Raw genomic sequence first — 12,145 nt, 5'->3', positions numbered from 1 at the left:
ACGATCAATACTCTTGTCAACACGCCACAACTAGTCTTTTGTCGACATTCGTGATACGATGTACCATGGGACGTCCCGACGACCAGCTGACAGACCGTGCACGGGGGTGTCTCCTGGGCCTCGCGTGCGGTGACGCGCTCGGCCGACCGGTGGAGTTCGCGACACCCGAGCGGATCGAACGGACCCACGGACGGGTGACCGAGATGCTCGGCGACGGGACCCACGGCAAGCCCGCAGGGACCATCACCGACGACACGGAGATGGCGCTCTGCGTCGCGCGGAGTCTCGCCCAACTCGGCGAGTTCGACGGCGCGGACGTCGCACGACGGTTCGTCGAGTGGTACGAGTCGGGGCCCTTCGACATCGGATTGATGACCCGGGAGGCGATCGCGTCGATCCGCGACGGCACGCCGTGGGACGAGGCGGGCCGGGCGGTCTGGGAGCGAAAGCCCGAGGGGCAGAACGCGGGCAACGGCAGCATCATGCGGTGTTCGCCCCACGCAATTCGCTATCGAGAGGACCCCGAGCGGCTGGTGACCGTCAGTCGAGAGTCGTCGGCAATCACGCACGCCGACCCGCGCTGTACGTGGGGCTGTGCGGTGTTGAACCTCGTCCTCGCGGCACTCCTGCGTGACGAGTCGGATCCGCTTGAAGGTGCGCTCGGACGCGTCGACGGCGCGGCGCCGACGGAGCTCCTGAACGCTCTCGAACCCGTCGCAGACGCCTACGACGCCACCGACCTCGTGAACAGCGGCTACGTCGTCCACACCCTCCAGGCGGGACTCCACTACGGACTCGGTGCGGATACGGCCGAGGATGCAATCGTCGAGGCGGTGAACATGGGTGGCGACGCGGACACGATCGGCGCCGTTACGGGTGCCGTCGCCGGTGCGCGGTTCGGCGCGTCCGCGCTGCCCGAGCGGTGGGTGAGCGAAATCGACGAGGCAGAAGAGATACGGGGGCTGGCCGACCGCCTCGCCGCCTTTTGACTACTTCATGTAGCTGTCACCCATCTGCACGCCGCGCTCGACGATGCGCTGTCCGTAGGCGAGACGCTCGCTCTCCCAGTCAGCGAGTGCAGCATCGAGGTCCGCGTGCGACTCGATGGCTTCGGCAAGAGTGACGCCGTCGCCCGCGGCCTTCGACGTACCGGCGGCGGTGTGTGGGCGGGCGACGAACGCGGCGTCGCCGACGAGACAGACTCGATCCTCGACCATCGACGAGACGGTCAAATCGAAGATGGACTGGACGAAGGGGTCGTCGGTTTCGCGGACGAGCGTCTCGAACACGTCGGGAAAGCCCGCGAGACGCTCGCACTTCTCGTTCCACACCGCCTCCCAGAGCTCACCCGGCGGGACTGCTCCCTCGCGACGCCGGCCGGCCGCGTCGGTGAGCACCGTCTCCCGGTCGAGAGAGCCGGAGAGGTTGTCGTACCAGACCCAGTTGAGACGTCGTTCACCGGGTTCGACGCTCCCGTCGGGGCCGGGAATCGGGTAGCCCAGAATCAGATGGTTCTCCGCCTCGTGGAAGGTGAATACCGAGGTGAACTGCTCGCGGACCTGTTCGGGGACGGCTGTTTCGGGGACTGTCCCGCGCCACGCGACGTAGCCCGCGTACTCGGGCTCGGCGTCCGGGAGGAGTCGCTCGCGAACCGTCGAGCGGAGCCCCTCCGCCGCGACGATGAGGTCCCCCTCGACCCGACGGCCGTCCGCGAAGGAGACCGCTGGATCCTCAGGCGTGATATCGACCGTCTCGTGGCCGGGGTGGTAGTGATTGTCGGGGAATCCGGCCCGAAGCCGTCGGTAGACGGCGTCCCACGACGTGAACCGCATCGGGCCGTGGCCCCCGCGAGCGACCGAGCCATCGGGCGCGAGGAACTCCCGGCGTTCCGTCTGGGTCGTCACGTCGGCGGGGTTGGCGAGGTCGTGGCGGTCGAGGAAGTCGAGGACCGGTTGCTGGGCGACGATGCCCGCACCGCGCTCGCGCCGTTCGCCGGTCGAGCGTTCGTAGACGTCGACGTCGTGGCCGCGGGCGCGGAGTGCGACGCCGGTGAAGAGTCCGGCCATCGATCCGCCCGATACGACCACGTCGAGCGTGTCGGTGGCGGTGTCGTCGGCCGTCATCCGTCGTTACTCGTCGTCGGCCGCCTTGCGGTACTGCTCGAAGAGGCGTGCAGCGTACTCGCTTTCGCCGGCCTCAGCGCGGACGCCCTCGGCTTCGGGGACGTCCTGCCACTCGGTCTCACGGTGGCCAATCCACTCTTGGAGTGCCTCGTTGGCCTCTTCGGCGAGATCCATCGCAACCTCGGGGTCCTCGAATGTCTCGTGGTAGACGCGCTCCCACCCACCGTCCTCGACGGAGTAGCCCACGCCGAAGACGCGGCCATCTCGGACGAGGACGAGCGCGGAGACGAGTTTGTCGTCCGACCCGTTCTCGGTGGAGACGCTGGCGGGCGTGACCATCCGAAAGCGGTCGCTCTGGTGGAGCGCGAACCCCTCGGCCGTCGTCAGGGGCCGTGCGGGGAGCGAGTCGAGTGCCATACCCGCGAGTGAGAGACCGACCGGGAAAGCCCCACCGGACTCGGCCGATGCGGGAGACGGCACAACGCCCTTCTCCCCGCGACGCCAATCAGTGTGCATGAGCGACGCCGACCACAACAGCGAGCGCGACCGCGACCGCGAGGACCTCCCCGAAGACGAGTCGGAGTGGCACGAAGTCCTCACCGACGAGGAGTACCGCGTCCTCCGGGAGCAGGGGACCGAACCGAAGTTCACCGGCGAGTTCGTCGACAAGCACGACGACGGCGTCTACCGGTGTGCGGGCTGTGGGAACGTGTTGTTCGACTCGGAGACGAAGTTCGACGACGCCACCTCGGGATGGCCGTCCTTCTTCGACGTCACCGAAGAGGACGCCGTCGAACTCCGCCGCGACGACAGTCACGGGATGAACCGCGTCGAGGTCGTCTGTGCGGAGTGTGGCGGCCACCTCGGCCACGTCTTCGAGGACGGCCCCGACCCCACCGGGAAGCGCTACTGCATCAACTCCGTCGCGCTCGACTTCGACCCCGAGGAGTAAGCCGTCGCGAGCCCGAAATGTAAGGAGGCTCCGCGCTGAACGCCGAGCTATCTTGATTCAGCGAGAGAACCCCGCCGTTCACAGTAGTTGCCGAACCTAGCTGAGACTCATCTTGATTCAGTTCCATTCTTCGGTATGGTCGAGACAACTGAGGCAAAACAAGTCTCTCGTGCTGCTTCGACACTCTTGTTCCCGGAACTGGAGTTTGATGTGAAACCATGCGGCAAGTACACGAGAGAGGATTTTCTCGAAATCCTCTCTCGTATCGCCTTCGACCAGGAATTCGCCAATACGGGCGGGAAGACACTTCAGTTGGATCGTAACGAGCAGGTAGACATCACGTCCACTGCTCGGAACTCACTCGCTAAATCGGTGCTCTACCACTTGCGAAATCTCTCGATGGACGCCATCAACGCACAGTTCGATGGCGTCCGAGACCGCCTATTCGAAGTCCTTCGATCACAACGGCGACTTCCCGCTCATGTCGACGTTGCCATCGACCTCCACGAATGGCGGTTCTACGGTTCAGCTGACACCGACCACGTGATAACGACGTATCCTGACTTGGGAACGAACAGAGCGTTTTGCTTTGCAACGCTCTGTATCGTTGCGCCACGCACTCGGTTCACTCTCGCTGTACTGCCGATGGACGCGAACGGCTTTCGCGCCAAGCGCGAAGCCGTTCGCTCCTTGATCGAAACTGCACGAGAGTACGTCTCGATTCGACACGTCTACCTTGATCGTGGCTTCTACCAAGTCCACGTCGTCGCAGAGTTAGAGGAGCTGGTATTGATTACATCGTCCGTGCACGCCCGAGTAGTGGAATGAAAGACCGTCTCAGCGCCGGTGCTGAGACGGTCGTCGATGCATACACGATGCAGCGAAACCGCAAACCCACAGCGTCGGTAGATGTCACGGTTTTCGCGGTTCCGCACCGTTCGAACGACGACGAGCACGTCTGGTTCGTGACGAGTTTGGACGTCGATGCTACAACAGCCAAAGCGTACGCGGCGGCGTTCCGCCGCCGCTGGGGGATAGAAACATCATATCGGCAGATCGGTGACTTCCTTCCGAGAACGTCGTCGCCGACGTTCTCGGTGCGGTTGTTCTACTTTCTGTTCGCCGTTTCGCTGTACAATTTGTGGATCCTCGCAAACATCCTTGTCAGTGGTAAGCACCAACCAGAGAAACCACCAATCTCGACGCCGATCTTTCAACGACTCATCTTGACAGACCACGGCTAAGCGAGCTGTTCAGTTTGACCGGGAAACCGGTTAGTGAGGGTTCTCTGGAGAGGTATCGCTCGGGAACGCCGTCGAAGCGGCGTTCCCTCGCTTGCTCCGAGCCTTACTGCGTGGAGAAAAGTCCCACTCGCTGCGATTCTGAAGTAAACACTGGCGTGATTGCTTCGATGAGAATCTGATTCGGCAACTACTGTTCACGGCGGGCGTGAATCGCGTAAGCCCGCTGCGACAGTCCACGCGGTTCTCTCCGACCGAATACCCAACGGCACAACAGTTATTGAGATTGGGTGTCTTGTATTTTGTGAGGCCAAATGGAGTGTCACCTGCAATCCGGGTCGCACACGGTCTACGCGCTCCAATACCACTTTGTGACCGTCACAAAGTACCGCGCCGACATCCTCACCGATGAGCGGCTGGAGCGCGTGGCTGAAGTCGCTCACGAGATTGCAGACGACTTCGAGGCCGACATCAAGAACGTAGACGGCGGCACCGACCACGTTCACATCCTGTTCACGACCAAACCCACCACCGACCTCACGAAGTTCATCAACTCGCTCAAGGGCGTCACATCCCGTCGGATTCGGCAGGAGTACCCGGAGGTGAAACAGACGCTCGAAGATGCGTTCTGGCAACCGGGATACTTCCTCGCCACGACCGGTCAAGTGAGCATCAACGTGCTGATGGACTACGTGGAAAAGCAGTAGCATGACCGCGACAACCACGAAAACGTTGGAGGCTACGCTCGCCCCGCCGACAGCTCACAAAGAGCGCAAACTGTGTGACCTGCTCGACACCTACCGGGCAGGACTCCATGAGGCGTTCGAGGCCGGGTGCGAGACGATGACCGCCACCAGCGACGTGGTGACGCCCTACGACCTGCCGTATCAGGCGAAGGCGGCCCTGTGTAACTACGTTCCACAACTGCACGGCACCTACGATGCACAGGAGTTGGACGACGACCACCCGGTTCGGGTCACCAACCAAGCCGCCGAGTTTGACCACTCACCGGAACGGGACTACGAGTTCACGTGGTGGGTGCCACAGTCCGGTCGCGGGACGAACTCCTGGATACCACTCCGTATCAACCCCGCTCAAGAAGAGCTGTGGCACGACCTCGTGGACGGTGAGGCGTCGGCAGGTCAACTCCGCCTGCAACGCCACCGCACGTCGTGGACGATTCATGTCACCGTCGAGTTCCCGGTCGAAGAACCGGACTACGAACCGACAGACGACGATGTAACACCAGTCGGCTTCGACATTGGTGAAGCACACCTGCTCGCGGGCTGTGCCTGCGAGCAGGGCACTCCGACCGACCCACTGCTCATCAACGGTGGCCGCGCTCGCCACCTCCGCAAAGAGATGTACACGACACTCAAGCGACTCCAAGAGCGTGACGCCGCCCAGTGGCGGATTGACGAACGGTTCGATCACTACCAGAACGCACTCACAGACATCATCGAGAAGGCGTCTCGGCGGGCCGTCGAGTACGCCCGCGAGTTCGAGAAGCCAGTGGTCGTGCTGGAAGAACTCTCGTACATCCGCGAAGACCTCGATTACGGGGAGTGGATGAACCGACGCCTCCACGCATGGGCGTTCGCTCGCTTGCAGGAGCGAATCGAGGACAAAGCGCGAGAGTTTGGCATCCCGGTCGAATACGTCGAACCGTCCTACACATCGCAGACGTGCCACGAGTGCGGCCACATCGGGTATCGAAACGGCGATGAGTTTCGGTGTCAGAACGAGGAGTGTTGGGTGTCGGAGTATCACGCAGACATCAACGCGGCGGTCAACATCGCTGACCGCCACGACCCGTGGGGTGAGAGCCTGCCGCTGAAACCGGCGGGCGATGACATCCTACGGGATGGGAGCGCCTGTGACAGCGCCGCGACCCCCACCGAGTAGAGCCAACCACGGCAGATGACGCTCGGCGAGGTCGGGTCGGAACCCTCTGCCGGTAGGTAGCCGGTATTCCCATGTAGGGAAGGCGCGCCGTTCACGGCGCGGAGGATGTCACGTCGACACGCCGTCGCCTCGACGGTGAACCGGTCGAGTCCCCGGAGGACCATCCACTCGTCACGGAATCTGCTGTCGTCTCGAACGTCGAGGCGCTCGACCACAACTGGAACGACGAGGTCCGTGCCGCAGCCGCTCGCTACTTGACTCGGAGTGGACACGAGGAGTGTTTCGACCAGCGACCCGACGGCGACCTCGAGATCGAGTGGGACCGCGTACTCGCCGCAGCCAACGAGGGAGCAATCGCCGGCGAGGCGGCCGGCGCCCTCCGTTCGTTGAAAGAGCGGATCGACCGACCGTACCCGGCGCTCGTCCGGATCGACCTCGAACTCGACGACCCACTCGACTTCCTGCCCGGCCAGTACGTCGCCATCAGCTACGAGGGGACGCCGCGGGCGTACTCGCTGGCCGGGCCACCGGGTCACGACAGCATCACTCTCTGTATCCGTCGGATTCCGGGCGGGACACTCACCTCCGAGTTGTTCACGACGCTCTCCGAGGGTGACGAGGTGACCGTCCGTGGCCCGTACGGCGACATGGTCCTCCACGAACCGGTCCCGCGGGACCTCGCCTTCCTCGCGACGGGAACGGGCGTCGCTCCGTTCAAGAGTATGGTCGACCACGTCTTCGAGCGCGGTCTCGACACGGTCGAGGGGTACGAACGCGACATCTGGGTCTTCCTCGGCTGTGCTTGGGAGGACGACCTCGCCTTCCGCGAGCACTTTCGCGATCTCGACGCCACCCACGAGAACTTCCACTTCGTCCCGACGCTCAGCCGCGAACCGTACCTCACCGACTGGAAGGGGGAGACCGACTACGTCCAGTACACCCTGGCGAAGTACCTCGACCGAGACGCCGTCGCGCTCGACACGCTTCCCGAGGATCTACTCCCCTACGTCGAGGCAGGACCCACACAGGACGTCGACGCGCGCCTCGACCCCGGTCGACTCGACGTCTACGCGTGCGGCGTGAGCGCGATGGTCTCCTCGCTCGTCGACTACGCCACCGCGATGGGCGTCCCCGACGACCGTGTCGAGGGCGAGGGATTCGGGTGACACCAGCTATTTGCTGTCGCCGTCGAACTTGGAAGTATGAACGACGAGGAACTCGTCGCCGCCGCTCGTGAGGCACTCGAAGAGGCCTACGTCCCCTACTCTGAGTACCCAGTCGGTGCGGCTATCGAGACGGTCGACGGCGAGGTGTACACCGGTTGCAACTTGGAGAACGCGAACTTTAGCAACAGCCTCCACGCCGAGGAGGTCGCCATCGGCTCGGCGCTCCGGGACGGCCACCGCGACTTCGTGAAGATCGCAGTCACCTCCGAGCGCCGCGACGGCGTCACCCCGTGTGGGATGTGTCGCCAGACGCTCGCGGAGTTCTGCGACGACGACTTCCGCGTCCTCTGTGACGAGCAGGAGGGCCTCGCGGAGTATCGACTCGGCGACCTGATCCCGAACACCATCACGCCCGAGATGCTGGAGTAGTCACCACAGTGTCTGCCGGTTGAGAAGGGCGAAGCCGCCCGCAACGAGGGCGAACCCGCCGACCATCGCGGGTGTTACCGGTTCGCCGAGGAGGTGGGCTCCGAGGAGCGCCGCGACGACCGGCACGACGTAGGAGACGAGATTCGTCCGAACGGGGCCGACCGCCGCGAGGAGTGCGAAGTATGCGACGTAGGCCCCTGCCGTCGCGACGATTCCGAGGTAGAGGACGATGCCGAGGAGTGTCGGATCCGTGAGTGTCCGCGCGACGGGGGCGGGTCGGCCGAGCGCGACGGTTGCCACGACGAGGACGGTGGCCCCGAGCAAGAGCGCCCATCCGGTGCCCGCGATCGAGGGGAGGTCGGCGTCGAGTCGCTCCGTGAGGACGCTCCCGACGGCGAAACTGGCCGCTGCGAGGAGGAGGAAGTACTGGCCACCGCCGCGAAACGCCGCGAGGGAGGGGTCAGCGACCACGACGACGCCCACAAGCCCGAGGAGGACGCCGGCCGCCTCGACGGCCGAGAGTCGTTCCTCGGGGAGCCAGACGCTCGCCAGTCCAGCCGCTAGCACGGGGTTGAGGCTGATAACGACCGCTCCGACACCGCCGGTCGCGAACTGCTGGCCCACGAAGAGGAAGCCGTTGGCGAGTCCCGTGAGGAAGACGCCTCCGACGGCGACGTGTGCCCAGTCGGCGCGCGATTGGGGGAGCCAGGCCCGTCCGTCGACGAGCCACGCGGCGACCGGTAGGGTGGCGACGGCTGCAACGAAGAGTCGCGTCGCCGCGAAGTACAGCGGGTCGAGTACGGTGAGACCGAACTCGATGGCTGGGTACGAGCCGCCCCAGACGAGGGCGATGTACGCGAAAGGGACGAGGTCCCGACGACGGAACACGTCGATGCTGTCGGGTGGTCCACTCTTGTGACCTTCGACCGCCAGAGAGGGGGAGACTTAGGTAGCCCCACCCCGGAGTCTCGGGTCATGCCGGGCGATTCCGAGGACCCGAACGAGGAGGAACAGTACCACGTCGGCGTCGGGCCGTCCGACGTCGCCGACACCGTCCTCCTGCCGGGGGACCCTGACCGCGTCGAGAAGATTACCCAGTTCTGGGACGACTACGAGGACCGTGGCGGCCACCGTGAGTACCGGACGTTCACGGGCACGTACGACGGCGCGCCTATCTCGGTCACGTCGACGGGCATCGGCAGTCCCTCCGCGGCCATCGCCGTCGAGGAACTCGCACGCCTGGACGTGGACACGTTCATCCGCGTCGGCTCCTGTGGCGCCATCCAACCCGAGATGGATGTCGGCGACCTCGTCATCACGACGGGCGCTGTCCGCCAGGAGGGGACGACCGACGAGTACGTTCGCGAGGACTACCCCGCGAGCGCGAATCACGAAGTCGTGAGCGCGCTCGTGGCCGCCGCCGAGCGCCTCGGCTACGACTACCACACGGGCGTCACGATGAGTTCGGACTCCTTCTACACCGGGCAGGGTCGACCCGGCTTCGAGGGCTTCCGCGCCGCCGGAAGCGAGGAACTCGTCGAGGAACTCCAGAACACGAACGTGAAGAACATCGAGATGGAGGCCAGCGCCATCCTCACCATCGCGAGCATCTACGGCCTGCGCGCGGGTGCCGTCTGCTCGGTGTACGCGAACCGCGTCACCGGGGAGTTCCGCACCGAGGGCGAGCACCGCGCCAGCGAGACGGCGTCGCTCGCGGTGAAACTCCTCGCGAAGATGGACGAGGCGAAGGCCGAGGCGGGCGTCGACCAGTGGCACGCCGGCCTCTCCATCGAGTGAGGGACGGATGATAGGGATAGAGGGGCGTTCGGCGTCGCCGACCGCGTCGTGAGGTGGGGCGACGCACACACCGAAACGGGCACCTCGCGACCGTTCTCAGGTCACGCGGAGGAGTGGTGCCGTCTTCGTACTTGAGCCTACACAAGACACTTGTCGGGTCGTGGAGTGGTTCACGACGTGTCGTCGACTACACTCCGGGCCGTCGCGGTTGTCGCTGTCGTCGCGCTCGCCGGGTGCGCTGGGTCTCTTGGACCAACCGAGACGACCACAACGTCGCCGACGAGCGGACCGCCGGTCCTCACGGTGAATCCGGTCCACGACGAATCGGTCGTCTCGAACGCCTCCGTCGCGTCGAAAGCGCGCTTCGAGAACCTCTCGACGGCGAAACAGCGGGAGTTCCGTCGGGCACTGGAGCGAGAGGAGACGGTCACCGCGGAGGCGTGGGACAGCGGGAGCGACGTGCAGTACGTTCGCTACGAGGGAGCGTGGTACCACGTCGAGGTGCACGTCCGGTAGCCCTCTTCCGTTCGCTGTATCGCCTTAGCGAACCACGGGACGAGCATCCACGAGCGAGCGGTTCGGAGAACCCGAGTGAAGCGGTTCACGCGAACGCGAAGCGTTCGCGACGACGCACGGACTGGAGTGAGCGAAGCGAACGAAAGGAGTCCGTCGGTTTTGTCGTAGGCTTTTGCCAGCGAGCGAGGGCGTATCAGCCCCCGAGTGAGCGCAGCAAAAGGTACTAGAGCACGTCCCAGGCGTCGAAGGCGCGCTGCCAGTCGGTGATCTTGGCGATCCAGCGGGCGGCGGCACCCTTCTTCAGCACCTTCGCGGGCGCGGAGTTGAAGGTGCGGACCGGGAGGTCCATGCCCGCGATCTCGACTTCGTGGGCGATGGCCGTCTCGCCGACGGAGATGAGGGTACCGTGGTCCTCGTAGGTCCAGCGCTTGAGCGGGCGGCCCTGGATGGCGTTGGCGATGTTTTCGCCGACGACGTCGGCGGCCTGCCAGGCGGCCTGCGCGGTGGGCGGCGCGGGATGCTCGCCGGGCTGGTCGATGACGGCGGAGTCACCGATACAGAAGACACGCTCGTCCTCGGTCTGGAAGTCCTGACCGACTTCGAGGCGGTTGTGCTGGTTCTCGACCTCGACGTCTTCGAGGGCGTCGGGGCCGGTGACGCCGCCGGCCCAGAGGAAGACGTCGTAACCGAGCGGATCGCGCTCGTCGAACTTAATCTCCTCTTCGGTGGCCTCGACGATGGGGTCGTTCGTGAGGATGTTCACGTCGGCCTTCTCGAGGTGGTGGCGAAGCGTGCCCTGAATCTCGGCGTCGCCCGGCGGGAAGATGGTTTCGAGGGCCTCGACGAGGTAGACCTCGATGGGGGCGTTGTGCTTGTCGCGGAACTCGGCGACCTCGCCCGCGGACTGGATGCCCGAGAGGCCGGCGCCGCCGATGACGACCTGTGCGGGGTCCTCGCGAGTGGCCTCCTGTGCGGCCTGCTGGACCTCGTTGTGGATCTGGACGGCGTCGTCGCGGTTCTTGAGCGTGAGTGCGTTCTCGGCCATCCCGTCGATGCCGTAGAAGGCGGTGTCGGAGCCGAGTGCGACGAGGACGTAGTCGTAGTCGACGGTGCGGTCGCCGTCGAGGACGACTTCACGTTCGTCGGTATCGACGTCGACGACCTCGCCCTGGACGAACTCGGTGCTCGGGGACTTGATGTCGTGGACGGGGATGGAGATCTTGTTCTTCACCGACTCGTCGCGGATGATGCGGTGAGACTCGTGGAGAACGAAGTGGTAGTCGGTGTCCGAGACCCACGTCAGCTCCGCGTCGGAGCCGAGTTCCTCTTCAAGACGCGGAATCGCGCCGGCGCCGGCGTAGCCGGCCCCGAGGACGACGACTTTGGTTGACATACCGCTGACTGGGACGGCATGCGATACAAAGGCTTTGGAATCCGTCGCGAAAGAGAGGACGCTACCTAGAGTGTGTGCTCAGTGTGCGGGCTCTTCGCCTTCGGCGGGCGCGCGCATCGAGTCGATTTTCAGGATGAGGATGTTGGCGGTGTCGTCCTTGCCGTCGACGGTTCCCTCGATGACGAGTTTCGAGAGCGGCGTCGGGCCGACTTTCACCGAGTCGCCCTCGTGGTAGTCACGGACGGAGCCACGGAGGTGAATCTCGGCGCGACAGAGGTCCGGGTGGTGGACGCTCGAGAGGTCGATCTCCTGAACGTTTGCCTCCTCGTCGGGTTCGCCCTCGTGTTCGATCGGGACCTCTGCGGCACTCTCGAGTTGCTGGACGTCGAGGGCCTTGTACGCGTTCGAGGTCGGCTTGTACCCGCCCTTCGGGCCGGGGACACCCTCGACGAGCTGGAGGGCTTTCAGACTCTGCATCTGGTTGCGGATGGTGCCGGGGTTACGGTTGACTTCGTCGGCGATGTCCTCCCCCTTGACAGCCTCTTCGCGCTGGGTGTAGAGATTTACCAGCGCCGTGAGAATGGTCTTCTGGCTCGGTGTGAGCTCGATAGATGACATGCTGA

General features: G+C 64.6%; 15 protein-coding genes. 10 read left to right on the top strand and 5 right to left on the bottom strand.

Going from position 1 to position 12,145, the window contains the following annotated elements; genetic code table 11:
- The first annotated feature begins 65 nt into the window (after positions 1 to 65).
- Positions 66 to 989, top strand: coding sequence for an ADP-ribosylglycohydrolase family protein (locus P0Y33_RS06605; RefSeq protein ID WP_279529745.1), 924 nt, complete (start codon positions 66 to 68; stop codon positions 987 to 989).
- Here P0Y33_RS06605 and P0Y33_RS06600 read toward each other — a convergent pair whose 3' ends face one another.
- Together P0Y33_RS06600 and P0Y33_RS06595 are read right to left on the bottom strand one after the other, a co-directional pair.
- Positions 990 to 2,123 carry an FAD binding domain-containing protein gene (locus P0Y33_RS06600; protein ID WP_279529744.1) on the bottom strand — a complete coding sequence of 378 codons (1,134 nt, stop codon included), beginning with the start codon at positions 2,121 to 2,123 and terminating at the stop codon, positions 990 to 992. It lies immediately after the preceding gene.
- Positions 2,124 to 2,129: 6 nt separating this feature from the next.
- Positions 2,130 to 2,540, bottom strand: a complete 411-nt coding sequence (locus P0Y33_RS06595; RefSeq protein ID WP_279529743.1) for a hypothetical protein — start codon at positions 2,538 to 2,540, stop codon at positions 2,130 to 2,132.
- 97 nt (positions 2,541 to 2,637) lie between these two features.
- Between P0Y33_RS06595 and msrB the strand changes: the two genes are divergently transcribed.
- From msrB to cdd, 7 genes are all read left to right on the top strand, one after another.
- Positions 2,638 to 3,075, top strand: a complete 438-nt coding sequence (msrB, locus tag P0Y33_RS06590) for a peptide-methionine (R)-S-oxide reductase MsrB (protein WP_279529742.1) — start codon at positions 2,638 to 2,640, stop codon at positions 3,073 to 3,075.
- Between the two features lie 135 nt (positions 3,076 to 3,210).
- A complete protein-coding gene (locus P0Y33_RS19215) occupies positions 3,211 to 3,903 on the top strand; it encodes a hypothetical protein (RefSeq protein ID WP_279528476.1) in 693 nt (230 codons plus the stop codon).
- On the top strand, positions 3,864 to 4,319 hold the full coding sequence (locus P0Y33_RS19210) for a hypothetical protein (protein ID WP_321170508.1): 456 nt from the start codon (positions 3,864 to 3,866) through the stop codon (positions 4,317 to 4,319). The genes P0Y33_RS19215 and P0Y33_RS19210 overlap by 40 nt, the downstream gene beginning before the upstream one ends.
- A 311-nt stretch (positions 4,320 to 4,630) precedes the next feature.
- Entirely contained in the window at positions 4,631 to 5,023 is a 393-nt protein-coding gene (tnpA, locus tag P0Y33_RS06575; RefSeq protein ID WP_279529741.1) for an IS200/IS605 family transposase, read from the top strand.
- A gap of 1 nt (position 5,024) precedes the next feature.
- Positions 5,025 to 6,221 (top strand): transposase, encoded by a 1,197-nt coding sequence (locus tag P0Y33_RS06570; protein ID WP_279529740.1) that lies wholly within the window; start codon positions 5,025 to 5,027, stop codon positions 6,219 to 6,221.
- Positions 6,222 to 6,475: 254 nt separating this feature from the next.
- Positions 6,476 to 7,387 (top strand): ferredoxin--NADP reductase, encoded by a 912-nt coding sequence (locus P0Y33_RS06565; protein ID WP_279529739.1) that lies wholly within the window; start codon positions 6,476 to 6,478, stop codon positions 7,385 to 7,387.
- 36 nt (positions 7,388 to 7,423) lie between these two features.
- A complete protein-coding gene (gene cdd, locus P0Y33_RS06560; protein WP_279529738.1) occupies positions 7,424 to 7,816 on the top strand; it encodes a cytidine deaminase in 393 nt (130 codons plus the stop codon).
- On the opposite strand, the gene P0Y33_RS06555 is transcribed toward cdd, so the two are convergent.
- Positions 7,817 to 8,704 (bottom strand): DMT family transporter, encoded by an 888-nt coding sequence (locus tag P0Y33_RS06555; RefSeq protein ID WP_279529737.1) that lies wholly within the window; start codon positions 8,702 to 8,704, stop codon positions 7,817 to 7,819. It lies immediately after the preceding gene.
- Between the two features lie 87 nt (positions 8,705 to 8,791).
- Between P0Y33_RS06555 and P0Y33_RS06550 the strand changes: the two genes are divergently transcribed.
- On the top strand, positions 8,792 to 9,613 hold the full coding sequence (locus tag P0Y33_RS06550; RefSeq protein WP_279529736.1) for a nucleoside phosphorylase: 822 nt from the start codon (positions 8,792 to 8,794) through the stop codon (positions 9,611 to 9,613).
- Between the two features lie 177 nt (positions 9,614 to 9,790).
- Positions 9,791 to 10,129, top strand: coding sequence for a hypothetical protein (locus P0Y33_RS06545; RefSeq protein WP_279529735.1), 339 nt, complete (start codon positions 9,791 to 9,793; stop codon positions 10,127 to 10,129).
- Positions 10,130 to 10,352: 223 nt separating this feature from the next.
- Here P0Y33_RS06545 and P0Y33_RS06540 read toward each other — a convergent pair whose 3' ends face one another.
- On the bottom strand, positions 10,353 to 11,522 hold the full coding sequence (locus tag P0Y33_RS06540) for an NAD(P)/FAD-dependent oxidoreductase (protein WP_279529734.1): 1,170 nt from the start codon (positions 11,520 to 11,522) through the stop codon (positions 10,353 to 10,355).
- Positions 11,523 to 11,600: 78 nt separating this feature from the next.
- Positions 11,601 to 12,140, bottom strand: a complete 540-nt coding sequence (locus P0Y33_RS06535) for an Rrf2 family transcriptional regulator (protein ID WP_279529733.1) — start codon at positions 12,138 to 12,140, stop codon at positions 11,601 to 11,603.
- Between the last annotated feature and the right edge of the window lie 5 nt (positions 12,141 to 12,145).

The organism is Halospeciosus flavus (genome assembly GCF_029814175.1).
In the GTDB taxonomy this organism is placed as follows: Archaea; Halobacteriota; Halobacteria; order Halobacteriales; family Halobacteriaceae; genus Halospeciosus; species Halospeciosus flavus.
This window is presented reverse-complemented; position numbering and strand designations above follow the sequence as displayed.